Here is a 22430-nt window from a genome sequence, read left to right on the forward strand (position 1 = left end):
GTGACGGGACTTGGGGCCACCGAGAGATTCCCCGGGGCCGAGATGGGGGCTAGCCCTTGACCGCGCCCTGCATGATCCCGCCCACGATCTGGCGCCCGAACAGGACGAACGCGAGCAGCAGCGGCAGCGTGCCGAGCAGGGCGCCGGCCATGATGACCGACTGGTCGGGGATGTAGCCGCGGCCGAGCCCGGTGAGGGCCACCTGGACGGTGGGGCTGCCGTTCTGGGTGAGCGCGATGATCGGCCAGAAGAAGTCGTTCCACGCCATCACGAAGGTCAGCATCCCGAGCACCGCCATCGCGGGCCTGGCCACCGGGAACACGATGTGCCACACCACCCGCCAGCTGCTCGCCCCGTCCACCCGGGCGGCCTCGACCAGCTCGGTCGGCAGCGCCTCCACCAGGTACTGCCGCATGAAGAACACCCCGAACGCGCTGACCAGGGTCGGCAGGATGACGGCCTGGAGCTGGTCGGTCCAGGACAGCTTGGCGACCAGCATGTACAGCGGGACGACGCTGAGCTGCGGCGGCACCATCATCGTGCCGATCACCAGGATCAGCAGGAGGTTCTTGAAGCGGAAGCGCAGCTTGGCGAAGGCGAAGCCGGCCAGGGTGGAGAAGAAGACCGTGCCGGCCGCGATGCAGCCCGCCACGATCGTCGTGTTGAGCAGGGCCGTGCCCATGTTGGCGTCGGTCCAGGCGATCCGGAGGTTCCTGAACAGGTTGGAGCCGAACCAGAACGGCGGCGGGGTCTGCGCGAGCCGGGTGTTGGTGCGGGACGCGGCCACCGCCGTCCAGATCAGCGGGAAGAGCGATCCGGCGGTGAACACGATCAGGACGGCGTAGGTGAGCCGGCCGCCGTGCAGCTGGCGTCCGGCGCGCTGGGCCCTCAACTCATCATCCCCTTGCGCAACTTGCGGGAGACGAGCCAGTTCACCGCGCCGATGAGGAGCAGGATCAGGAACATCGCCCAGGCGATCGCCGAGGCCCGGCCCAGGTGCAGGTTCACCCAGCCCTGCTCGTACAGGTACAGGCCGAGCGTCTGGAACTGGTGGTCCGAGCCGCCGGTGGCGCCCGCGGAACCGTTGAACAGGAGCGGCTCACCGAACAGCTGGGTCGCGCCGATCGTCGAGACGACCGCCGTGAACAGGATCGTCGGGCGCAGCGCCGGGATCGTCACATGCCGGAACTGCTGCCACCGCGAGGCCCCGTCGAGCGCCGCCGACTCGTACAGATCGGCGGGCACCGCCTGCATCGCGGCCAGATAGATCAGCGCGTTGTAGCCGGTCCAGCGCCACACGACGATGGTGGAGACGGCGAACTGGGGTGCCCAGCCGCCGTTCTGCCAGTCGATGTGGTCGAACCCGACGAGCCCGAGGGCCCAGTTGACCATTCCGTAGTCGCGCCCGAAGAGCAGCACGAACACCAGCGTCGCGGCCGCCACGCTGGTGGCGTACGGGGTGAGGACGGCGACCCGGAAGAACATCGAGCCGCGCAGCTTGTAGTTGAGCAGATGCGCGATGCCGAGCGCGATGAGCAGCTGCGGCACGGTGGAGAGGACGCCGATGGTGACGGTGTTGCGCAGCGCGTTCCAGAAGAAGTCGTCCGAGAGCAGCCGCGAGAAGTTCCTGAGGCCCACCCACGTCATGTCGTTCGGCGAGGTCAGCTCGACCTGGTGCAGCGAGGCCCAGCCGGTGTAGAGCAGCGGGAAGAGGCCGAAGGCCGCGAAGAACACGAAGAAGGGCGCGATCAGCGCGTACGGGCTCCAGCGCATGTCCCGCCGGTAGCGGCGGCTGCGCCGCTCCTCGGCGCGGGCCCGGCCGGGGGCCGTGCCCTCCTGCCCGCCGGGGGCGGGGGAGGGCACGGCGGCCGTGGTGTCGCTCGCCATCGTCACTGGTCCAGAGCGTTGTCGATCGCCTTCACCGCGGCGTCCCAGCCCTGCTGCGGCGACTTGCCCTTCTGCTCGACCTGGAGCATGCCGATGTCGGAGAGGTTCTGCTGGATGATCTGGTCCTTGGGGCCGAGGAACTGCACCGGGGTGCCCTCGGCGGCCTTGGCGAAGATCTGGCCGATCGGCGCGTTGCCGAAGTAGGCGTGCTTGGCGTTGCCGACCGCGGGCAGCGCGTACGCCGCCTTGGCGCTCGGGAAGCTGCCGCGCTTCTCGAACAGGACGGCCTGCTGGGCGGGCGCGGTCAGCCAGGCGGCGAGCTTGGCGGCCTCCGCCTTGTGCTTGCCGGCCGAGGGCACGGTGAGGAAGGAGCCGCCCCAGTTGGAGGGCTTGGGCGCGGCGGCCACGTCCCATTGGTCCTTGCCGGCGGCCCCCGCCTTGTCCTGGATGTAGCCGAGCATCCAGGCCGGGCAGGAGACGGTGGCGAAGGAGGCGTTCGCGAAGCCCTGGTCCCAGGTCGGCTGGAACTGCTGGAGCTTGGCGGTCAGACCGTCGGTCGCGAAGGCGGCCGCGGTGTCCCAGGCCTGCTTTATGGCCGGGTTGGTCTTGTAGACGACCTTGCCGTCGGCGTCGTAGTAGCGGGTGGCGCTGGACCCGGTGATCGAGTTCAGCACGCCGGAGGCCGCGTCCACGAAGGCGGTGCCCGAGGGGGCCTTCGCCTTGTACTGCCGCCCGACCTCCAGGTACTTGTTCCAGTCGCCCGCCCACAGCTTGCCCACCGCGTCCCGGTCGGTCGGCAGACCGGCCTTGGCGAACAGGTCCTTGCGGTAGCAGATGCCGGTCGGGCCGATGTCGGTGCCGAGGCCCACCGTCCTGCTGTCCTTGGTGGTGGCCTCCGCCCACTTCCACGGCAGGAAGTCGTCCTTGTTCACGCCGGACGCCTTGGACAGGTCCTCCAGCTTGCCGCTCTGGGTCGCGGTGACCTCCGCGATGTTGCTGACCTCGACGGCCTGGATGTCGGCGAGCCCGCTGCCGGAACCGAGGTGGGTCAGGAGCTGCGGATAGTAGTTCTCGTTCCGCTCGATCGAGGTCTGCTTGATCTCGATGTCGGGGTGGAGCTTCATGTACGCGTCGTAGAGCCCGGCCTCCTTCAGGCCGAAGGCGCCGAAGACGCCGACGGTCAGGACGGTCTTCCCGCCGCCCCCACCGCCGCCCGCCGAGGAGCCGTCGGCCGCCGGGGACTTCCCGTCGTCGGCGCAGCCGGCGAGCAGCCCGGTACCGAGCGCGGCCACGGCCGCGAGGGCCGCCAGCCGCCTGGACATACGTGTACGCGTGCGCATTGCTTCCTCCAACTGTCGTCCGGGCCAAGCCAGTTGAGGCGGGTCGGCGCGGGCGGAAGGGATGCGGAAGGTGTATGGACCTACTACTGTGGGAGCGCTCCCAGCCGTGATGTGTTGAAGGTTCGCGGCTCCCTGTTGGACTGTCAAGGGACCGCGCAACGGCAGGGGATGACGTTCTCCGTCCGGCGGGGGCTGTTACTTTCACCGTCAGTTGCGCGAGTTGGGGAGGCAGACGTGACAGCAGCCCGCACGGCCAGGGCCCGGAGCGCGGGGCGGCCCACCCTCGAAGAAGTGGCCGCACGGGCCGGAGTCGGCCGGGGCACGGTGTCCCGGGTGATCAACGGCTCGCCCCGGGTCAGCGAGGAGACCCGCGCCGCCGTCGAGGCCGCCGTGGCCGAACTCGGCTACGTGCCCAACAGGGCGGCCCGTGCGCTCGCCGCCAACCGCACGGACGCCATCGCCCTGGTGGTCCCCGAGCCCGAGGCCCGGTTCTTCGCCGAGCCGTACTTCTCCGACATCGTGCGCGGGGTGGGCGCCGCCCTCGCCGACACCGAGATGCAGCTCCTGCTCACCCTGGTCGGCGGCGACCGGGAGCGGCGCAGGCTCGCCCAGTACCTCGCCTCGCACCGCGTCGACGGCGTGCTCCTGGTCTCCGTGCACGCCGACGACCCGCTGCCCGAGCTGCTCGAACAGCTCGGCATTCCGGTCGTCATCAGCGGCCGGCGCTCCGAGGACGAGCCGCTCGCCTCGGTCGACTCCGACAACTTCGAGGGCGCCCGCGCCGCCGTCGCCCATCTGGTGGCCGGGGGCCGGCGCACCATAGCGACGATCACCGGGCCGCTGGACGTGTACGGAGCCCGAAGGCGCCTGGACGGCTACCGGGCCGCCCTCGCGGACGCGGGCCTCGCGGAGCTGGCCGCGCACGCCGACTTCACGGAGGAGGGCGGCCGCCGTGCGATGGCCGAGCTCCTGGCCCGCGCCCCCGGCCTCGACGCCGTCTTCGCCGCCTCGGACGTGATGGCCTCCGGCGCTCGCCAGGTGCTGCGCGACCACGGCCGCCGCATCCCCGAGGACACCGCCCTGATCGGCTTCGACGACTCGTCCATAGCCCGCCACATGGACCCGCCGCTGACCAGCGTCCGCCAGCCGATCGAGGAGATGGGCCGCGCGATGGCCGAGCTGCTCCTGGCCGAGATATCCGCGACCGAACCGGCCCGGCCGAGCCTGGTGCTGCCGACGGAACTGGTGGTGCGGGCCTCTTCGTAGATCCGTACGCGAAGGGGCCCGTACGCGAAGAAGGCCCGAACCGCTTGCGCGGCCCGGGCCTTCTTCGATCAGGGTGAGTAACGGGACTCGAACCCGCGACATCCTGGACCACAACCAGGTGCTCTACCAGCTGAGCTATACCCACCATGCATGACCGGACTGTTGTGGTCTTGGGAAGTCCCTGGGGGCTTCCCTACCGGCCGAGAAAAAGTGTACAGGGTCCGGGAGGGTGCTCGTGCACCAGTTTCGAGGCACCCTCCCGGACCCCCTGTGGAGGGCTACTCCGCAGGCAGGACGTACTTCGCCGCGATGGCCTTCGCGGTGTCCGAGTCCGGGCCCGGCTGCGGCACGAAGACCGCCTCCCGGTAGTAGCGGAGCTCCGCGATGGATTCACGGATGTCCGCGAGCGCCCGGTGGTTGCCGTTCTTGTCCGGGCTGTTGAAGTACGCCCGCGGATACCAGCGGCGGGCGAGCTCCTTCACGGAGGACACGTCCACGATCCGGTAGTGGAGGTAGGACTCCAGGGTCGACATGTCCCGCAGCAGGAAGCCCCGGTCGGTACCGACCGAGTTTCCGCACAGCGGCGCCTTGCCCGGCTCCTTGACGTGTTCACGTACGTACGCCAGGACCTGCTCCTCGGCGTCCGCCAGCGTGATGCCGCCGGCCAGCTCGTCGAGGAGCCCGGAGGCGGTGTGCATGGTGCGCACCACCTCCGGCATGGTCTCCAGCGCGGCGTCCGGGGGGCGGATCACGATGTCCACCCCTTCGCCGAGTACGTTCAGCTCCGAGTCGGTGACCAGTGCGGCCACCTCGATGAGTGCGTCGTCCGCCAGCGAGAGCCCGGTCATCTCGCAGTCGATCCACACCATGCGGTCGTTCATGCGTCTTACCCTACGGGGCGCTCCGCTGGCCGGGCAGACTAGGACGGCCGCCGGTGTACCCGGAGGCGTACAGATCGGAGCCGGGTTTCCCCGGCTCCGGCCCGGTGTGCGAGGTCGCGGACGGCCCCATCACCGCGCTGGCCGCCGCCGTGCGCCGGGCCTGCGGAAGCGCCTGGGACGGAACGGTCTCCGGCACCGGAGCGGACATCGGCACCGCGACGGGACCCGGGCTGGGTTCCGGCTGCGGACGACGGGCCCGGTAGGCCGCGCGATAGGACGCCGGGGACGAGCCGAGCTGGCGGCGGAAGTGCCCGCGCAGCGCGACCGGGGAGCGGAAGCCGCAGCGGCCCGCCACCTCGTCCACGGAGTAGTCGGACGTCTCCAGCAGGCGCTGGGCCTGGAGGACCCGCTGGGTGATCAGCCACTGGAGGGGGGCCGACCCGGTCAGCGAGCGGAAACGACGGTCGAAGGTGCGGCGGCTCATGTACGCCCGCGCGGCCAGGGTCTCCACGTCGAACTGCTCGTGGAGGTGCTCCAGCGCCCAGGCGACGACCTCGGCCAGCGGGTCGGAGCCGATCTCCTCCGGTAAAGACCGGTCGAGATAGCGCTCCTGTCCGCCACTGCGGCGCGGCGGCACGACCAGTCGGCGGGCCAGCGCACCGGCCGCCTCGCTGCCGTGGTCCGTCCGCACGATGTGCAGACAGAGATCGATTCCGGCCGCGGTTCCGGCCGAGGTGAGCACGTCCCCGTCGTCGACGAAGAGCTCCCTCGGATCCACGTGCACCGATGGATACCGCTTGGCCAGTGTCGGCGCGTACATCCAGTGCGTCGTCGCCGGGCGGCCGTCGAGCAGACCGGCCGCGGCGAGCACGAACGCGCCGGTGCACAGCCCGACGATCCTTGCCCCTTCCTCGTGTGCGCGGCGCAGCGCGTCGAGCGCTGCCGCGGGGGGCGGCGAGGTGATGGAACGCCACGCGGGCACCACCACCGTTCCCGCCCTGCTGATGGCTTCCAGACCGTAGGGCGCGGTGAGTTCGAGTCCCCCTGTGGTCCGCAGGGGTCCTTCCTCGCCGGCACACACCAGCAGTCTGTAACGCGGAACTCCCGCGTCCTGTCGGTCGATTCCGAATACGGAGAGCGGAATCGAACTCTCGAAGATGGGGCCGCCACTGAACAGCAGTACGGCGACGACTTCCCGGCGTCGGCGGCCGGCCAGCTTCCTTGCGGTCTCCGGTGATGCGGCAGCGGAGTCCTGGCTCATGGCGCTAAGCCCCCCTCGGTGTTCGCGGCTCCCCGTTCTTGTCGGGCCTGTCGCTCCTGCACTTTTCCCCTCGGTTTTGCACGAGTCCCCAGCCTTCGATACGCATGATCGAATCTACTGCGTCCCGTGGCGCCGGCGTGACAAGTCCGGCACCCAGCGCTATGTCGACAAGGCAACTTGGCGCGAAGCTTTCGATCACGAAGCGTTTCACTCGCGGGCCCCGTAGGGGAAGTGCGCCTCAAGGGGATGGCCCGTACCCGTATGGTGCCAGAGGCCGCATTGGTCCTTTCTCCCCTGGTGGCAAGGGGGTTGGCAGGCCATTTACCCAAGGGATCCGCCACCGGGGGAACTTGGCCGAAAACATACGGGTCCAGGTGTGCGAACCGATCACCCTTCGGGTGTACAGCCCCCGCCGTGCCGCCCACCGCGATGTCCGCCGGGGGTGCCCCGGCCGCGTCGCGCCGGCGCGGGGAACGACCGCATGGCGCGTTCCTCGGCGGCCGCCCGCTCGGACTGCCGAAGGAGCAGACGGCACACCGTCGTCACGGCCATCAGGCCGAGCGCGGAGCCCGTCGCGCCCGCGAAAGAGGACCCGTAGACGACGAGCACGACGGGTACGAGCAGACAGCTGAACGCGGCCCAGCGCACCACGTCTCCGGCGGCATCGGCAGGGGGGCGGGAGGCGGCCGACCAGAGTGGTTCGGCGTTCAAGGACCGGTTGGTACGTACGGTTTCGGCCGCGGACGGCGACCGGCGGCGGCTGCCGGACGGCGCGGCGGGAGCGGAGGAGTGGGCGACCGGGGGAGGGGGCACGGGAGGTGCTTCCTGATCGGGGTCGGGGTGATCGCGTACCTAACGCGGAAGCGCCCGCTCCGGTCACTGGAAGATCATCGGCACGGCGGCCGGGACCGGCCCCGGGGTGCCGCGGGGCGACGGCTGTAGGGCGCATCGAGCATTGCCATCCGGGGCGGGCTCGTGCATGCTCCGGGGAACGCCGAGTAGGTTCGGCGGCTCTGGGCAGGAGAGGAGTGTCGCCGTACCCTTGGGGGTATGGGGTTGGGAAGATGATTCCCGGACACGACTCCGCCGCCGACTCGTTGTTGCTGCTCACCAGTCCCCGCTGTCCCTCGACTGAGGACCTCTTTCGCCGAGACACCCATGGCCGGTCACGAATTCTCCGAACCCGCGGACCGCAAGCAGGTAGCCGACCCCACGTCGGACCTCCAAGCGGCGACAGAATCACGTCATTCCTGCGATCCCGCATTCCGTCACGGCGTCGTCGTCGGCTTCGACGGCTCGACGTCCAGTGAGCGCGCGCTCGCCTACGCCATCGGCATGGCCAAGCGCTCCGGCTCGGGGCTGATCATCGTCCATGTGGCCAACCGGCTCCCCACCACGGTGTGGGCGGGCTGCGAGCCGCCGGTCTTCGTAGACGTGCCCGACCACCGCACCGAGGTCCTCGGGCTCGAACTCGCCTGCGCCGACTATCTCGCCGAGGTCCCCTGGATCCTGGTGGAGCGCGGCGGCGACATCTGCCACGAACTGGAAGAAGTCGGACGCGAGTACGCGGCGGACGCCATCGTCGTGGGCTCCACGCACGGCCTCGTCGGGCGGATCTTCGGCTCGGTCGCCGGGCGCCTCGCGCGCCGTGCACAGCGGCCCGTCGTCGTCATCCCGTAATCGGGCGTTGTCCCGGTCGTGACCTGCTGGGGGTTTGTCTGACCCAGCGTCAACTTCGTTGCCCGGATGGGCAATCTACCCCTGCGTAGGTGGTGGATTGTGCCCTTGTGAAGGGTAGACAAGGGACGCTGGGAAGCAGCACAAGCGCACATGAAGGGAGCCCGCCGTGGACAACGAAGTTCCCGCGGGAAGCACCACCTCCACGCTCGGTCACCTCGCACTCGGCCTCACCCTGCTGGCCTTCGGCATCGGCAACACCCGCGTGATCGACGGCGTGACGGTGGCCGACTCGGTCTCGATCGCCACCTACATCGGCGGCATCGGCCTGTTCGTCCTCGGCGTCCTCGCCTTCCGCGACCAGGACGCGTTCACCGGCACCGCCTTCGCCGGCCTCGGCGCCTTCTGGTTCACCTGGGCGGTCGGCGCGGACACCAAGTTCTCGGCCAACGCGGCCGGCCTCTTCCTGGTCCTCTTCGCCCTCCTGGCGCTCAGCCTGGCGGCGGGCTCGGCCGGTGCCGGGCTGCTGCGCCAGGGCACGTACGGACTGCTCTGCCTGGCTCTGGTGCTGCTCGCCGTGGGCCAGTTCGCCACCAGTTCCTCGCTCGGCAAGGCGGCCGGCTGGGTGGCCGTGGCCGCCGGCGCCGTGGCCTGGTACGGGGCGACGGCCGCGCTCGCCAAGTGGCCGACCGCCCTGCCCCGACGCGCTGCCGGCCGGGGAGTGACGGCCACCGGCTGACGGCAGCCGCGGCCGGTGCCCGGGCAGCACCGGCACACACAAGGGCGACCCCCGCCGCGATGACGGGGGTCGCTCTTTCGTGTGCTGTTCCGCGCGAGCCGTACCGACTACTCGACGGTGACCGACTTGGCCAGGTTGCGCGGCTTGTCGATGTCCCGGCCCATCGCCAACGCCGTGTGGTACGCGAAGAGTTGGAGCGGGATGCCCATGAGGATCGGGTCCAGCTCGTCCTCGTTCTTCGGCACGACGATGGTGTGGTCGGCCTTCTCCTGGTTCTGGTGCGCGACCGCGAGGATGCGGCCGCTGCGGGCCTTGATCTCCTCAAGGGCGGCGCGGTTCTTCTCCAGGAGGTCGTCGTTGGGGACGATCGCGACCGTGGGCAGCGCGGGCTCGATCAGCGCGAGCGGGCCGTGCTTCAGCTCGGAGGCGGGGTAGGCCTCGGCGTGGATGTAGGAGATCTCCTTGAGCTTCAGGGAGGCCTCCAGGGCGACCGGGTAGCCGCGGACGCGCCCGATGAACATCATCGACTGGGCGCCCGCGTACTCCTGGGCCAGCTTCTCGATCTCCGGCTCCATGGCCAGGATCTCCTCGATCTGCGCGGGCAGCTTGCGCAGGCCCTCGATGATCCGCTTGCCGTCGGCGACCGACAGGTCGCGGATCCGGCCGAGGTGCAGGGCGAGCAGCGCGAAGGCGACGACCGTGTTGGTGAAGCACTTGGTGGACACGACGCAGACCTCGGGCCCGGCGTGCACATAGGTGCCGCCGTCCGCCTCGCGGGCGATGGCCGAGCCGACGACGTTCACGACGCCGAGGACGCGGGCGCCCTTGCGCTTGAGTTCCTGCACGGCCGCGAGCACGTCGTAGGTCTCGCCGGACTGGGAGACCGCGATGTACAGGGTGTCGGGGTCCACCACCGGGTTGCGGTAGCGGAACTCGGAGGCCGGCTCGGCGTCCGCGGGGATGCGGGCCAGCTCCTCGATGAGGCCGGCGCCGATCAGGCCCGCGTGGTAGCTGGTGCCGCAGCCGAGGATCTTGATGCGGCGCACCCCGCGGGCCTCGCGGGCGTCCAGGTTCAGGCCACCGAGGTGAACGGTCGAGAACCGGTCGTCGATACGGCCGCGCAGGACGCGGTCGACGGCCTCGGCCTGCTCGCTCATCTCCTTGTGCATGTACGTGTCGTGGCCGCCCATGTCGAAGGAGGCGGCCTCCCACTCGACGGTCTCGGGGGTGGCGTTGGTCTGGGTGCCCGAGGTCGTGTACGTCCGGAAGTCGTCGGCCTTCAGGGTCGCCATCTCGCCGTCGTTGAGGGTGACGACCTGGCGGGTGTGGGCGATGAGGGCGGCCACGTCGGAGGCGACGAGCATCTCCTTCTCGCCAATGCCGAGGATGACCGGGGAGCCGTTGCGGGCGACCACGATGCGGTCGGCGAAGTCGGCGTGCATCACGGCGATGCCGTAGGTGCCCTCGATGACCTTGAGCGCCTCGCGGACCTTCTCCTCCAGGGAGTCGGCGAGGGAGCGGGCGATCAGGTGGGTGATGACCTCGGTGTCGGTCTCGGAGGCGAAGACGACGCCCTCGGCCTCCAGCTTGGCGCGCAGGTCGGCGGCGTTGTCGACGATGCCGTTGTGGACGACGGCGACCTTGTTCTCGGGGTCCAGGTGCGGGTGCGAGTTCACGTCGGAGGGGGCGCCGTGGGTGGCCCAGCGGGTGTGGGCGATGCCCGTGGTGCCGGCGAAGCGCTTGGGGACGCGGGCCTCCAGGTCGCGGACGCGGCCCTTGGCCTTGACCATCTTCAGGGCCCCGGACTTGGGGCTGTTGACGACGACGCCCGCCGAGTCGTAACCCCGGTACTCCAGCCGCTGCAAGCCTTCCAGCAGCAGCGGAGCCACATCGCGCTTACCGATATAACCGACGATCCCGCACATGAAGTCTCTTCCCCTCCATCGACGTACAAAGGTCCTGCGTGCCGCTCGGCCGGGCCGGCGGCGCTCGGTCGTGCTCGGCCTGCTCAGCCGTAGACGATGCGGCGCAGCTGCCGGAGCGACAGCTCCGGTGGCGCCACGGCGCGGTGCGGCAGCTCGGCCGCGATCCGCTCGAAGATCTCCGCGTTGACGGCCCCACCGGACTGCAACTCACGGTGGCGCCGACGGACGAACTCCTCGTACGTCTCGTCGAAGTACGCCAGCACCTCAAGCACCACCCGGGCGGCCTCACCGCGCTGGAGCGCGGTGCTGCGCACCAGATGGTCTACGAGGTCGTCATGGGACGACGGGTTGCGGCGTTCGAGCACTCGTCGATATTGCGGGCTGTCGGAGCCCTACGCAAGAATCCTGCCCGATTCCGGGCAGGATTCTCATGATCATGCTTCTGGTCTGGACCAGATCGGGTGCGGCTCGGCCTCAGAGCCGCTTCAGGACCGCTTGCTTGGCCGCGGCGAACTCCTCGTCCGTCAGAACACCGCCGCGGTGCAGTTCGCCCAGCTCCCGCAGCCGGCGGAGCAGCACGTCGTGGTCCTCGGCCGCGGGTGCTGCGGGAGCCGCGGGTGCGGACTCCAGGGCCTTGGGTGCGGACTCCAGGGCCCTGGGCGCGGCGGCGAGCTCGCGTGCCGGGGCGTGCGGATGCGGCAGGCGCGCCACGACCGCCGAGGCGAGCAGCGCCATCAGCGGGTCCTTCTTGAAGCCGTTCAGCTCCACGGCCATCGGATCGTGCGCCGGGCTGAGGCGCGGGGCGTGCGGTGTGGTGACGAAGCGCAGATAGCCGTCGCTCAGGCCGCGGGCCGGCTGCCAGACCACGTCGGTCAGATCGTCGAGGGGCAGTGAGACCGGTCCGGCCGCGGTCTTCTTGTCGTCGGTGTGCCAGGTCCATTCCAGCCGGACCGTGCGGCCGTCGAAGGTGACCGTGCCGTCCCCGGCGCCCACCGTCATCGGCAGCGCGGGCCCCGGCAGGAGGTAGGCGTCCACCGGCCCGTCCGGCACCTCGTCGAGCAGCAGCGCGTTGCGTATCTCGTCGACCAGGTATTCGGCCACCCCGGCGGTCCGGGTCTCCACCGCGAGTACGTACGGGTCCGAGCCGTCCGGCAGCTTGCCGCCGGTGACCTGGAGCAGCGGATCGGCCCCGTCCCGCAGCCGCAGCCTGAGCCGCCCGCTCTTGCGCCCCGCCTCGTACGCGATGCCCGCCACCGCCCGCAGCGGCACCGCGACCTCCCCCAGCGTCCTGCGGAGCAGGCCGACCGACTTGTCGCTGCCCGGCACGATCCGCAGCGTGTCGCCGTCGAACGCCCAGGTGCCGTCCTTCTGGATGATTTCCGCCATGGAGGGATTGTTCCACCGGCAACTGGGGCCATGATCGACCTACTTGAGTCCCACCGCCGCACCGGCCGCCGTCTTGACCCCGGCTGGGTCCGCGGGTCCCATGGGAAGTGTTCGGTTGCTCAGCCCCCACAGTTGCGCGACCCCTTGGAAGGGAACCGCTTGTGAGACATGGTCAGCGCAGGACATTCGCCCGGCTCCTCGGCTCGCTCGTCCTGGTGGCGGGTGCCGGGCTCGCCAGTGTCGGGGCGTCGGCGGCCCCCGCCGCGGCGGGCACCCCCCGCCCGCTGGGCCAGATCGTGCCCGCCCCCGCCTCCGTCTCGCCCGGCGGCACGCCGTACACGATCGCCTCCGGCACCAGGATCAGGGTGGCCGGGGGCTCCGCCGAGGCCCAGCGCATCGGCGACTACCTGGCGGGCGTGCTCCGCCCCTCCACCGGCTACGCCCTGCCGGTGACCTCGGCCGGGGGCAACGACGGCATCCGGCTGCTGCTCGGCGCCCACGACGACGGCCTCGGCGACGAGGGCTACCGGCTCACCTCGGCCCGCGGCTCGGTCACCATCGCCGCCAACGAACCGGCCGGGCTCTTCCACGGCGTGCAGACCCTGCGGCAACTGCTGCCGGCCAACGTCGAGAAGAAGACCAGGCAGACCGGCCCCTGGCAGATCGCGGGCGGCACGATCACCGACTCCCCGCGCTATGCCTACCGGGGCGCGATGATCGATGTCTCGCGGCACTTCTTCACCGTCGACCAGGTCAAGCGGTACGTCGACCAGTTGGCCCTCTACAAGATCAACGAGCTGCATCTGCACCTCAGCGACGACCAGGGCTGGCGCATCGCCATCGACTCCTGGCCGAGGCTCGCCACCTACGGCGGCCAGACCCAGGTCGGCGGCGGCAAGGGCGGTTACTACACCAAGGCCGACTACCGGGCGATCCTCGCCTACGCCTCCTCGCGCTACATGGAGGTCGTGCCCGAGATCGACACCCCGGGACACAGCAACGCGGCGCTGGCCTCGTACGCCGAGCTGAACTGCAACGGCGTCGCGCCGCCGCTGTACACGGGCACCAGGGTCGGGTTCAGCTCGCTGTGCGTGCCCAAGGACGTGACGTACAAGTTCTTCGACGACGTGGTGCGCGAGGTCGCCGCCCTGACCCCGGGACGGTACGTCCACATCGGCGGGGACGAGGCGGAATCCACCTCGAAGCAGGACTACGCCACCTTCATGGACAAGGCGCAGCCGGTCGTCGGCAAGTACGGCAAGACCGTGATGGCCTGGCACCAGATCACCGAGGCCACCCCGGTGGAGGGCGCCGTCGCCCAGTACTGGGGCACGCTCGGCAACGAGCCGGAGGTCGCGGCCGCGGCCCAGGCCGGCACCCGGCTCGTGATGTCACCGGCGAACCGCGCCTACCTCGACATGAAGTACGACGCGAAGTCCCCGCTCGGCACCAACTGGGCCGGGTACGTCGAGGTCGACAAGTCCTATTCCTGGGACCCGGACACCTTCGTCAAGGGCGTGCCCGCCGAGGCCGTGCTCGGGGTGGAGGCCCCGATCTGGTCGGAGACGCTCAGCAACAGCGCGCAGATCGAGTACATGGCGTTCCCGAGGCTCCAGGGGATCGCCGAGATCGGCTGGTCGCCGCAGTCCACGCACGACTGGGCGACGTACAAGGTGCGGCTCGCCCAGCAGGGCCCGCGCATGACCGCGCTCGGCATCGACTTCTACCGCTCGCCGGTGGTGCCCTGGGTGTGATCCCTCGATCCGAGGTCCGCTGTACGAGGACGGTGCCGAGGCCGTGGAAAGGGGCCCCGGCACCGTCGTGTCACGCGACCTTCCTGGCCTTCTCGATCGTCTCGGCGAGGGCGTCGACGATGGGGGCCACGCGCGCGTAGGAGTAGATCGGCTCGGTCAGGCGCGGCACGACCTGGTGGGCCTTGACCGCGGGCAGCTGCCCCCAGGTCGGCTTGTTGCCGAGGTCGGCGGGCTGGAGGGTGCCGGTGCGGTTGTCCATGAGGATCACGTCGGCCGGGTACTTGCCGACGTTCTCCCAGCTGAGCGACTCGAAGAAGCCCTGCGAGTCGACCTTCGGGGTGACGAACTCGACGCCCAGCTCCTGGAAGTAGCGGGTGTCGCAGCTGCGCTTGGCCTCGGACACGTAGAACAGGTCGGGGCTCGCGGAGCCGAGCAGCACCCGGATCCCGGGGTTGGCCTTGGCCGCCGCGCGCAGGCGGGCGGAGGCCTTCTCGAAGGCGGCCTTCGCGTCGGTGAACTTCTTCGCGTTCAGGTCCGCGCCGAGGGACTTGGCGAGGTCGGCCCGGCGCTGGAGGGCCGTGGTCATGCTCTGGTCGGCCGCCCACAGGGCGACGCTCGGCGCCAGCTTGAGGATCTTGTCCTTGCTGTTGTCGGGCACGTACCAGAGGACGTCCTTCTGCCACATGTCCGTGATCAGCACGTCGGGCGCCAGGGCCGCGTACTTCTCGACGCTGAACTCGCCGTAGACGTTGCCGATGATCTCGACCTTGCTGATGTCGAGGTCGCCGGCCTGGACGTCGGGCTTGCCGTCCTTGGTCTTCGTCGGCCCGAAGACGCCCTTGACCTGGATCCCGTAGTCGAACAGGGCGGCCGCGGTGCCGGTGTAGGCCACGATGTTCTTCGGCGTGGACTTGGTCTCGGCGGTCTTGCCGCGGTCGTCCTTGAACGACCAGGGCCCGGACGCGCCGGCTCCCGTGCCGCCATCCGCCGCCCCGCTCTTCTGGTCGCCGCCGCCCCCGCAGGCGGCCAGCGCGACACCGGCACCGATCGCACCGCCCATGGCCAGCAGGCCGCGACGGGTGGGCAGGGAGGCTCGGGCTCGGGAGAGGGGCATACGGGGTCCGCTTTCGTACGTACGGGCCGGGAATCGGCCACTGGCTGGATGCGTAGGTAAGCCTACCCTTAGCTTCGACGCCGGCTCGGCCCTCCCTCCTTCGGCCCCTCCCCGCCCCCTCCCGGCTGTGCCACATTGCGGCTCCGCCGCGTGGCTCCGGGGGTGGGGTGCGAGCGGGTGGGCTTCCGGGGCTGCGCCCCGGGCCCCCTGCTTCCGACTGCGGACCGTGGGGGCCGTTCGCGCAGTTCCCCGCGCCCCTGACCCCGTACTCGTCCGTCCACCGTGCGTGGCTGGTCGCGCAGTTCCCCGCGCCCCTGGCAGTGCCGGTGGCATGGGCATCCTCAGCCCGTCCGGCGATTGAGGACGAGCGCCGTTCAGGCGCGAACGGGGGTGCAGGGGGCGGAGCCTCGGCGGGCTACGGGGTGCCGAACTCGGCGCGGCACGGGGCGAGCCCCGTGACCCGGACCTCCATCGTCCGCACCCTCTCCCACTCCACCCGATCAAGCCGCAGCCGGCACAACGTGGCGGGCCGGTCGCGTACGACGGTCGTGGTGAGCCCGTCGTCGCGGTAGCCGAGGCGGCGCGAGACGCCGAGAGAGCGCGGGTTGTCGGCCATCGCCGCCGACACCGCGGCGCGCGCGCCGAGCCCGGCGAACGCCAAGTGCAGAGCCGCGGCCCGCATCTCCGTGCCGATGCCCCGGCCCTGGTGGGCGAGCCCTACCCAGGACCCCGTCTCCACCTCGCGAGTCACCGCGAAGCGCCGCCCCATCAGGTCCTGGCGGCCGACCGCCCTCCCCTCGTGCAGCACGGCGAGGCTCAGGTGCCAGTTGTCCGGGGACCAATTGGCAATGGTGGACAGGACGTTCTGATAGGTGGCCCGGCCGCGGTCGGCGGGGGAGCCGTCGGTCCACGGGACGGAGAACGGCATACGGTCCGGTTCGTGCAGACCGTCAGCCGCCACCTGGGCCAGCTCGGACAGCAACTCGCCCTCGGGCAGGCGCAGTTCGAGGCGAGGGGTGTGTATGCGGAGGCCGTACAGGGGCCACCAGGGGTTCGGTTCTGCGAGCGGGGGTGCCATGAAAAGACTCTGCCGGGCCGAGCCGCCCCTGTCGAACGAATAGCCCGCCCCTACCTGCCCAGCAGGGACGCCTGGCGGGTCAGGGGGGCGTAGGTGAAGCGGACCTTGTGGGAGGCGCTCGGCTCGTAGCTGCGGCGGCAGGCCGTGCAGTGCCAGTGCCAGCGGTCCGCGGCGCCCGGGGCCGTGGAAGAGGTGTCCTTCCACAGCGGGGGACGGCTCGCGCAATTGGGGCAGTTCGGCGGGTTCACCCTGACAGGGTGGGGCCCCGGGCACCCCGGAGCGGCGGCGACGCGTGCGCCACCACTCCATCGGGGGACCCGGGGCCCAGGGGCGCAACGGTCAGGCGGGCAGACCCAGTTCGCGGGCGATCAGCATCCGCTGCACCTCGCTCGTGCCCTCGCCGATCTCCAGGATCTTGGAGTCGCGCCACATGCGGGCCACCGGATACTCGTTCATGAACCCGTAGCCGCCGAAGATCTGCGTGCCCTCCCGGGCGTTGTCGACCGCCACCGTCGAGGAGTACAGCTTCGCGAGCGCCGCCTCCTTCTTGAACGGCTCGCCGTGCACCAGCCGGGACGCGGCGTCGCGCCAGCCGACCCGCGCCATGTGGGCCCGCAGCTCCATGTCCGCGATCTTGAACTGGATGGCCTGGTTCTCGCCGATCGGCCGCCCGAACGCGTGCCGCTCCTTGGCGTACTTCAGCGACTCGTCCACACAGCCCTGCGCGAGCCCCGTCGCGAGCGCCGAGATCGCGATGCGGCCCTCGTCCAGGATGCGCAGGAACTGGGCGTAACCGCGGCCCTCCTGGCCCAGCAGGTTCGCCACCGGGACGCGGACGTCCGAGAACGCCAGCTCGCGGGTGTCCGAGGCGTTCCAGCCGACCTTCGAGTACGGCGCCGCGACCGTGAAGCCCGGCGTGCCGGACGGCACGATGATCGAGGAGATCAGCGGGCGGCCGTCGTCCTTGCGGCCGGTGACCGCCGTGACGGTGACCAGGCCCGTGATGTCCGTACCGGAGTTGGTGATGAAGCACTTCGAGCCGTTGATGACCCACTCGTCGCCGTCCCGCACCGCCGTGGTGCGCGTGCCGCCCGCGTCCGAGCCGCAGTCCGGCTCGGTCAGGCCGAACGCGCCCAGCAGCTCCCCGGAGCACAGCTTCGGCAGCCACTGGCGCTTCTGCTCCTCCGTGCCGAACCGGAAGACCGGCATCGCGCCGAGCGAGACGCCCGCCTCCAGGGTGATCGCCACCGACGAGTCGACCCGGGCCAGCTCCTCCAGGGCGATGCCGAGCGCGAGGTAGTCGCCGCCCATGCCGCCGTACTCCTCGGGGAAGGGCAGCCCGAACAGGCCCATGCGGCCCATCTCGCGGACGATCTCGTACGGGAACTCGTGGCGCTCGTAGAAGTCGCCGATCTTCGGGGCGACGACGTCGTGCGCGAACTCCTCGACGGTACGGCGGAGTTCCTCGTGCTCGGCAGTGAGGCGGTGGTCGAGGGGCATGGCTACGACTCCTGGTGGGAGAGGGCACGTACGGTGCGTGAGGGGCTGGGGCGGCCCAGTTGTCCGGCCATCCACACGCTGGTGGCGGTGAGCAGGCCGAGGTCGACCCCGGTGTCGATACCGAGGCCCTGGAGCATCCACACGAGGTCTTCGGTGGCGAGGTTTCCGGTCGCGGACTTGGCGTACGGGCAGCCGCCGAGGCCGCCCGCCGACGCATCCACGGTGCTCACTCCGTGCTGGAGGGCGGCGAGGGTGTTGGACAGGGCCTGGCCGTACGTGTCGTGGAAGTGCACCGCGAGGGAACTGGTCGGCACGCCCTCCTCGTTGAGCTCGGCGAGCAGGCTCTGCACATGGGCCGGGGTGGCGACCCCGATGGTGTCGCCCAGGCTCAGTTCGTCGCAGCCCATGTCGACGAGGGCCTTGGCGACGCGGACCACCTGGTGCACCGGCACCGCGCCCTCCCACGGGTCGCCGAAGCACATCGACAGATAGCCCCGGACATGCGCCTTGTGCTCCTTCGCGCGCGTCACCACCGGCTCGAACATCGCGAGCGACTCGTCGACCGTCCGGTTCAGATTGGCCTTGGCGAAGGACTCGGTGGCGCTGGCGAACACCGCGATCCGGTGGGCGCCGAGCGCGAGCGCCCGGTCCAGGCCCCGCTCGTTCGGCACCAGGACGGGCAGCGCCACGCCGTCGAGATCGCCCAGCATCGGGAACAGGGCTTCCGCGTCCGCGAGTTGGGGCACCCACTTGGGGTGCACGAAGCTCGTCGCCTCGACGGTGGTCAGGCCGGCGGCGGCCAGCCGGTGCACGAACTCGGCCTTCACCTCGGTCGGTACGACCGACTTCTCGTTCTGCAACCCGTCGCGCGCTCCCACCTCGTGGATGCGGACCCGGGCGGGCAGGTCCTGCGCCGGGACGACCATGGGGAGGGTCATGAGGTCTCCTCGGGTGCGGCGGAACCGGCATCGGCGGCCGGGGTGACGACGGCCAGGACCTGGTCCATGGCCACGGTCGAGCCGGGGGTGACGTCGAGCTCGGTGACCGTGCCCGCGTGCGGCGCGGAGATCACGTGCTCCATCTTCATCGCCTCGACCACCAACAGGCTCTGCCCGGCGTCGACTTGGTCGCCGACCGCCACCTTGACGACGGTGACGGTGCCGGGCATGGGCGCGGCAAGCGTGTCCGCCCCGGCGTGCGTCCGGCCGGACAGGGCGGCCTCGACGGCGTCGTGGTCCAGCACGTTCCAGCTGTCGCCGTCGCGGCCCAGCCAGCTTCCGGACCGGTGGAAGGTGTGCGTGATCCCGTCCAGCTCCACGGTGACGCGGTCGGCCGTGACCGTGGCCGCCGGTGCCGCGTGCGTGACGGGTTCGAGTCCCGCGATGCGCAGCGGGAAGGCGAGCGGGGCCGGCTCGCCGCCCAAGCGCCAGCCGCTCGGCACCGAGAACGGGTCGGTCCAGCCCTCGGCCGGGGCGGGCCTCAAAGCGTCGAGGCGGACCGCCGCCGCTGCCGCGTACACCTCGTCGGGCACGCCGTCGGGGACCAGGGAATCGGCCTCGCGCTCGACCAGGCCGGTGTCCAACTCGCCTGCCACCACGTTCGGATGGGCCAGCAGGCGGCGCAGGAACCCGGCGTTGGTGGGCACGCCGAGCGTGACCGTGTCGGCGAGCGCGGCGCGCAGCTTGCGCAGCGCGGTCGCCCGGTCGGGGCCGTACGCGATGACCTTCGACAGCATCGGGTCGTAGAGGCTGCCGACCTCGGTGCCCTCGCTCAGGCCCGAGTCCGTACGCACTCCGTCGCCCTGCGGCTCGCGCAGCGCCAGGACCGTGCCGCCGGAGGGCAGGAAGCCGCGGGAGGGGTCTTCGGCGCAGAGGCGGGCCTCGATGGCGTGTCCGGTGAGCGTGATGTCCTTCTGCTCGTACGGCAGTCGCTCGCCGGCCGCGACCCGCAGCTGCCACTCCACCAGGTCGACGCCGGTGATGAGCTCGGTCACCGGGTGCTCGACCTGGAGGCGGGTGTTCATCTCCATGAAGTAGTACGAGGACGGGTCGCGGCCCGGGACGATGAACTCGACCGTGCCCGCGCCCGAGTAGCCGCACGAGCGGGCCGCCTGGACGGCCGCCTCGCCCATCGCCGCGCGGGTCTCCTCGTCGAGCAGGACGCTGGGGGCCTCCTCGATGATCTTCTGGTGGCGGCGCTGGAGCGAGCACTCGCGCTCACCGAGGTGGATCACGTTTCCGTGGCCGTCGGCGAGCACCTGGATCTCGATGTGGCGCGGCCGGTCGACCCAGCGCTCCACGAGAAGGGTGTCGTCGCCGAAGGAGGAGCGGGCCTCGCGGCGCGCGGCCGCGATCTCGTCGCCGAGCAGCGCCTCCTCGCGCACCAGGCGCATGCCCTTGCCGCCGCCGCCCGCGCTCGGCTTGAGGAGCACCGGCATGCCGATCTCCCGTGCGGCGAGCGCCAGTTGATCGTCCGTCAGGCCGCTGCCCGAGGAGCCCGGCACGACCGGGACCCCGGCCTCGCGCACGGTCGCCTTGGCGCGGATCTTGTCTCCCATCAGGGAGATCGCCTGGGCGCTCGGCCCGATGAAGACCAGGCCCGCCTCGGCGCAGGCCGCGGCGAAGCCCGCGTTCTCGGCGAGGAAGCCGTAGCCCGGGTGGACCGCCTGGGCGCCGGTGCGCAGCGCCGCGTCGATGAGCAGCTCGGGGCGCAGATAGCTGGCGGAGGCCGCGGCGGGGCCGATGCGCACCGCGGTGTCCGCCTCGCGGACGTGGCGCGCCTGGGCGTCCGCGTCCGAGAAGACGGCCACCGAGCGGATGCCGAGCCGGCGCAGGGTGCGGATGACGCGGACCGCGATCTCGCCCCGGTTGGCGACGAGCACTGTCGTGAACATGGGAGCCCTCAACGTAGAAGTCGACGTGGGTGCCGTCTCAGGTGTCTCAGCCATCGCGGGCGTCACATCCGGAAGACGCCGAAGGCGGGGTCGGCCAGCGGGGCGTTGGCGCAGGCGGTCAGGGCCAGGCCGAGCACCTGGCGGGTGTCGACCGGGTCGATCACCCCGTCGTCCCAGAGCCGGGCGGTGGCGTAGTAGGCGTTGCCCTGCGTCTCGTACTGCTCGCGGATGGGGGCCTTGAAGGCCTCCTCGTCCTCGGCACTCCAGTCGTCCCCCAACTGGTCGCGCTTGACGGTCGCGAGGACGGACGCGGCCTGCTCGCCGCCCATGACCGAGATCTTGGCGTTGGGCCACATCCACAGGAAGCGGGGGCTGTAGGCCCGGCCGCACATCGAGTAGTTGCCCGCGCCGTAGGAGCCGCCGACGACGACGGTCAGCTTCGGCACGCGCGTGCAGGCGACGGCCGTCACCATCTTCGCGCCGTGCTTGGCGATGCCGCCCGCCTCGTAGTCCCGGCCGACCATGAAGCCCGAGATGTTCTGCAGGAACACCAGCGGGATGCCGCGCTGGTCGCACAGCTCGATGAAGTGGGCGCCCTTCTGGGCGGATTCGGAGAACAGGATGCCGTTGTTGGCGACGATCCCGACCGGGTGGCCGTGGATCCGCGCGAAGCCGGTGACCAGCGTCTGGCCGAACTCCGCCTTGAACTCCTGGAAGCGCGAGCCGTCGACGACCCGGGCGATCACTTCCCGTACGTCGTAGGGGGTGCGCGAGTCGACCGGCACCGCGCCGTAGAGCCCGAACGGGTCGGCCTTCGGCTCCTCGGCCGGCTCCACGGACCAGGGCAGCGGGCCGCGCTCGGGCAGGGTGGCCACGATGTTGCGGACGATCCTGAGCGCGTGCGCGTCGTCCTCGGCCAGGTGGTCGGTGACGCCGGAGACCCGTGAGTGCACCTCGCCGCCGCCCAGCTCCTCGGCCGTGACGACCTCGCCGGTCGCCGCCTTCACCAGCGGGGGGCCGCCCAGGAAGATCGTGCCCTGGTTGCGGACGATCACGGCCTCGTCGCTCATCGCGGGAACGTACGCGCCGCCGGCCGTGCAGGAACCGAGCACGGCGGCGATCTGGGGGATGCCCGCGCCCGACATCCGGGCCTGGTTGTAGAAGATCCGCCCGAAGTGCTCGCGGTCGGGGAAGACCTCGTCCTGCATCGGCAGGAACGCGCCGCCCGAGTCGACCAGATAGAGGCAGGGCAGCCGGTTCTCCAGCGCCACCTCCTGGGCGCGCAGGTGCTTCTTCACCGTCATCGGGTAGTACGTGCCGCCCTTGACCGTGGCGTCGTTGGCGACGATCACGCACTCGCGGCCGCTCACCCGCCCGATCCCGGCGATCACGCCCGCGGCGGGCGCCTGCCCGCCGTACATGCCCTCGGCGGCCAGTGGGGCCAGCTCAAGGAAGGGCGAGCCGGGGTCGAGGAGCGTGTCCACGCGGTCCCTCGGCAGCAGCTTGCCGCGCGCGACATGCCGCGCGCGGGAGCGCTCGCCCCCGCCGAGCCGGGCCGCGGCGAGCCGGGTCCGCAGCTCGTCGCCGAGCGCGCGATGGGCCGCCTCGTTGGCCTGCCAGGCCTCGGATGCGGGATCCTCCGCACTCCCCAGGACCGGTGCCTGCTGCATCGTGTCGAGCCCCCTTGCCCGTACGCGCCGAAGTCAACGGATGTTAGTGACCGTTAACT

Annotated in this window: 20 protein-coding genes and 1 tRNA gene; 4 read left to right on the plus strand and 17 right to left on the minus strand. The window is 70.9% G+C overall.

From position 1 onward, the window contains the following. Positions 1 to 49: 49 nt before the first annotated feature. From CG740_RS29950 to CG740_RS29960, 3 genes are read right to left on the minus strand one after another with little or no spacing between them, the layout of a single operon-like run. A complete protein-coding gene (locus tag CG740_RS29950; protein ID WP_100578412.1) occupies positions 50 to 931 on the minus strand; it encodes a carbohydrate ABC transporter permease in 882 nt (293 codons plus the stop codon). After that, positions 889 to 1887, minus strand: a complete 999-nt coding sequence (locus CG740_RS29955; RefSeq protein ID WP_100578413.1) for a carbohydrate ABC transporter permease — start codon at positions 1885 to 1887, stop codon at positions 889 to 891. The genes CG740_RS29950 and CG740_RS29955 overlap by 43 nt, the downstream gene beginning before the upstream one ends. 2 nt (positions 1888 to 1889) lie before the next feature. Further along, positions 1890 to 3209: an ABC transporter substrate-binding protein gene (locus CG740_RS29960; protein ID WP_234376551.1), complete on the minus strand. Its 1320-nt coding sequence runs from the start codon at positions 3207 to 3209 to the stop codon at positions 1890 to 1892. A 252-nt stretch (positions 3210 to 3461) separates the two neighbouring features. Between CG740_RS29960 and CG740_RS29965 the strand changes: the two genes are divergently transcribed. Next, positions 3462 to 4493 (plus strand): LacI family DNA-binding transcriptional regulator, encoded by a 1032-nt coding sequence (locus CG740_RS29965; RefSeq protein WP_234376552.1) that lies wholly within the window; start codon positions 3462 to 3464, stop codon positions 4491 to 4493. A gap of 72 nt (positions 4494 to 4565) precedes the next feature. Here CG740_RS29965 and CG740_RS29970 read toward each other — a convergent pair. From CG740_RS29970 to CG740_RS29985, 4 genes are all read right to left on the minus strand, one after another. Further along, positions 4566 to 4638 (minus strand) — tRNA-His (locus CG740_RS29970). A 133-nt stretch (positions 4639 to 4771) separates the two neighbouring features. After that, positions 4772 to 5374 (minus strand): oligoribonuclease, encoded by a 603-nt coding sequence (gene orn / locus CG740_RS29975; RefSeq protein WP_100578416.1) that lies wholly within the window; start codon positions 5372 to 5374, stop codon positions 4772 to 4774. 10 nt (positions 5375 to 5384) lie between these two features. After that, on the minus strand, positions 5385 to 6635 hold the full coding sequence (locus CG740_RS29980) for a helix-turn-helix domain-containing protein (RefSeq protein WP_100578417.1): 1251 nt from the start codon (positions 6633 to 6635) through the stop codon (positions 5385 to 5387). Between the two features lie 387 nt (positions 6636 to 7022). After that, the gene (locus CG740_RS29985; protein ID WP_100578518.1) at positions 7023 to 7346 is read right to left on the minus strand and encodes a hypothetical protein; all 324 of its coding nucleotides are present in this window, start codon (positions 7344 to 7346) and stop codon (positions 7023 to 7025) included. A 447-nt stretch (positions 7347 to 7793) separates the two neighbouring features. Here CG740_RS29985 and CG740_RS29990 point away from each other — a divergent pair, with 447 nt between their 5' ends. Next, a complete protein-coding gene (locus tag CG740_RS29990) occupies positions 7794 to 8315 on the plus strand; it encodes a universal stress protein (protein ID WP_100578418.1) in 522 nt (173 codons plus the stop codon). 166 nt (positions 8316 to 8481) lie between these two features. Next, positions 8482 to 9051, plus strand: a complete 570-nt coding sequence (locus CG740_RS29995; protein WP_100578419.1) for a GPR1/FUN34/YaaH family transporter — start codon at positions 8482 to 8484, stop codon at positions 9049 to 9051. A 107-nt stretch (positions 9052 to 9158) separates the two neighbouring features. On the opposite strand, the gene glmS is transcribed toward CG740_RS29995, so the two are convergent. From glmS to CG740_RS30010, 3 genes are all read right to left on the minus strand, one after another. Then, positions 9159 to 10976 (minus strand): glutamine--fructose-6-phosphate transaminase (isomerizing), encoded by a 1818-nt coding sequence (glmS, locus tag CG740_RS30000; protein WP_100578420.1) that lies wholly within the window; start codon positions 10974 to 10976, stop codon positions 9159 to 9161. An 83-nt stretch (positions 10977 to 11059) separates the two neighbouring features. Further along, entirely contained in the window at positions 11060 to 11341 is a 282-nt protein-coding gene (locus CG740_RS30005; RefSeq protein ID WP_100578421.1) for a hypothetical protein, read from the minus strand. Positions 11342 to 11450: 109 nt separating this feature from the next. Then, the gene (locus tag CG740_RS30010; protein ID WP_100578422.1) at positions 11451 to 12362 is read right to left on the minus strand and encodes a DUF4429 domain-containing protein; all 912 of its coding nucleotides are present in this window, start codon (positions 12360 to 12362) and stop codon (positions 11451 to 11453) included. A gap of 161 nt (positions 12363 to 12523) precedes the next feature. Here CG740_RS30010 and CG740_RS30015 point away from each other — a divergent pair, with 161 nt between their 5' ends. Next, the gene (locus CG740_RS30015; RefSeq protein WP_100578423.1) at positions 12524 to 14116 is read left to right on the plus strand and encodes a beta-N-acetylhexosaminidase; all 1593 of its coding nucleotides are present in this window, start codon (positions 12524 to 12526) and stop codon (positions 14114 to 14116) included. 70 nt (positions 14117 to 14186) lie between these two features. Here the strand turns inward: CG740_RS30015 and CG740_RS30020 are convergent, their stop codons facing one another. The 7 genes from CG740_RS30020 to CG740_RS30050 all read right to left on the minus strand — a co-directional run bounded on the left by CG740_RS30020 (position 14187) and on the right by CG740_RS30050 (position 22371). Continuing rightward, complete coding sequence (locus CG740_RS30020; protein ID WP_100578519.1) at positions 14187 to 15176, minus strand: ABC transporter substrate-binding protein; 990 nt, start codon at positions 15174 to 15176, stop codon at positions 14187 to 14189. A 469-nt stretch (positions 15177 to 15645) separates the two neighbouring features. Next, positions 15646 to 16308 carry a GNAT family N-acetyltransferase gene (locus CG740_RS30025; protein WP_199846619.1) on the minus strand — a complete coding sequence of 221 codons (663 nt, stop codon included), beginning with the start codon at positions 16306 to 16308 and terminating at the stop codon, positions 15646 to 15648. Positions 16309 to 16358: 50 nt separating this feature from the next. Further along, entirely contained in the window at positions 16359 to 16556 is a 198-nt protein-coding gene (locus CG740_RS30030; protein WP_100578424.1) for a hypothetical protein, read from the minus strand. A gap of 91 nt (positions 16557 to 16647) precedes the next feature. Further along, entirely contained in the window at positions 16648 to 17808 is a 1161-nt protein-coding gene (locus CG740_RS30035) for an acyl-CoA dehydrogenase family protein (RefSeq protein ID WP_100578425.1), read from the minus strand. 2 nt (positions 17809 to 17810) lie between these two features. After that, on the minus strand, positions 17811 to 18746 hold the full coding sequence (locus tag CG740_RS30040; protein WP_100578426.1) for a hydroxymethylglutaryl-CoA lyase: 936 nt from the start codon (positions 18744 to 18746) through the stop codon (positions 17811 to 17813). After that, positions 18743 to 20701 (minus strand): ATP-binding protein, encoded by a 1959-nt coding sequence (locus tag CG740_RS30045; RefSeq protein ID WP_100578427.1) that lies wholly within the window; start codon positions 20699 to 20701, stop codon positions 18743 to 18745. Before CG740_RS30045 ends, CG740_RS30040 begins: the two co-directional genes overlap by 4 nt. A 62-nt stretch (positions 20702 to 20763) precedes the next feature. Beyond that, a complete protein-coding gene (locus tag CG740_RS30050) occupies positions 20764 to 22371 on the minus strand; it encodes a carboxyl transferase domain-containing protein (protein ID WP_100578428.1) in 1608 nt (535 codons plus the stop codon). Between the last annotated feature and the right edge of the window lie 59 nt (positions 22372 to 22430).

It is taken from the genome of Streptomyces sp. CB01201 (genome assembly GCF_002803085.1).
GTDB lineage: Bacteria > Actinomycetota > Actinomycetes > Streptomycetales > Streptomycetaceae > Streptomyces > Streptomyces hundungensis.